Source organism: Mesonia sp. K7 (genome assembly GCF_003233725.1).
Classification (GTDB): domain Bacteria; phylum Bacteroidota; class Bacteroidia; order Flavobacteriales; family Flavobacteriaceae; genus Mesonia.
Map to the genome: position 1 here is coordinate 1 of NZ_QKQV01000034.1, position 1,296 is coordinate 1,296.

Below are 1,296 nucleotides of genomic sequence, written 5' to 3' on the forward strand. Positions count from 1 at the left end.
GTTGACCACTAAAGTCAATTTATATGAAAGCTAATTTAAAATTAATCAAGAAACAACGTAAGTTTTCCGAAGCATTTAAAAAATCAATTGTAAATGATTTTGAAAGTGGTAAATTTAGCGTGATTCAATTAGAACGGTTACATAAAATTAAAGGGCAAATTATTTACCGTTGGATATACAAATACTCCCAAGTCAACGAAAAAGGCCAACGCATAGTAGAGATGAAAGACAGTAGCACACAAAAATTAAAAGAACTGGAGAAGAAGGTCATGGAGCTTGAACGTGCAGTGGGACAAAAGCAAATACAGATCGATTACCTGGAGAAAATGATCGATATCGCCAAGGACGAACTGAATATCGATATCAAAAAAAACTCCAACACCCCACTATCGATTGGTTCCGTAACAGCCAAAGGAAAATGAGTTTCTCTATGAACGAACTATATGAAACCATAGGCATCAGCAAACAGGCTGTTCATCAATACGCCAAGCGCCAAACGGTCTTTAATCAAAAGATGGTTGACCTGATTGTAGAGGCAGACCAGTTAAGAGCGGAACATCCCGGTTGTGGGGTTGAGAAGATGTACCATACCTTGCGCCCTGATTTTGTAGGCAGGGATCGCTTTGTGGAGACTTTTATGGAATTGGGCTACCGTTTAAAACGGAAGAAAAACTTTAGAAGGACAACCTATTCATCCCAAGCATATTATCCAAACCTTATCAAAGGGATGGAAGTAAGTGCTCCCTGTGTAATTTGGCAATCTGATATTACCTACATCCGTGTTGGTGAAAAGTATTATTACGCCGTATTTATCATAGATGTTTACACCAAGAAAATAGTAGGTTATCAAGTATCAGACCATATGAGGGCACAGGCAAATGTAAGCGCATTGAAGATGGCGATGAAAGAAAACAAAGCTCCCAAGATACACCATTCCGACAGAGGAAGCCAATATATTTATAGGGAGTACGTAAAGCTTTTAAAAGATAAAGGATGCGAGATAAGCATGGCAAAAACAGCACAAGACAATGCCTATGCAGAACGTATCAACAGAACCATCAAAAACGATTACATCGAGTATTGGAAACCTAAAAGCTTTGACGAGCTAAAGCGAATGGTGAAAAAAGCGGTCGATCATTACAATACAGTAAGACCGCACGATAATATTGGGAAAATAAGCCCTATGGAGTTTGAAAATCAGTTTTTGATGAAAAGTACTTTTCATCAAAAAACAATTACTATTTTTAATAATGAAATAAATGTTTAATAACGGTCAACTCTATTCAGGGAAGTTCA

General features: G+C 37.4%; 2 protein-coding genes. Both read left to right on the forward strand.

The annotated features are described in order from the left end of the window. Positions 1-23: 23 nt before the first annotated feature. Positions 24-422: a transposase gene (locus tag DNG35_RS12135; protein WP_111129553.1), complete on the forward strand. Its 399-nt coding sequence runs from the start codon at positions 24-26 to the stop codon at positions 420-422. A gap of 8 nt (positions 423-430) precedes the next feature. Further along, positions 431-1,267 carry an IS3 family transposase gene (locus DNG35_RS12140; RefSeq protein WP_233494493.1) on the forward strand — a complete coding sequence of 279 codons (837 nt, stop codon included), beginning with the start codon at positions 431-433 and terminating at the stop codon, positions 1,265-1,267. Positions 1,268-1,296 lie beyond the last annotated feature (29 nt).

Bases quoted from the DNA above. Each gene is read 5' to 3' on its own strand.
- DNG35_RS12135 (WP_111129553.1), top strand. From the start codon at position 24: ATGAAAGCTAATTTAAAATTAATCAAGAAACAACGTAAGTTTTCCGAA.
- DNG35_RS12140 (WP_233494493.1), top strand. From the start codon at position 431: ATGAACGAACTATATGAAACCATAGGCATCAGCAAACAGGCTGTTCAT.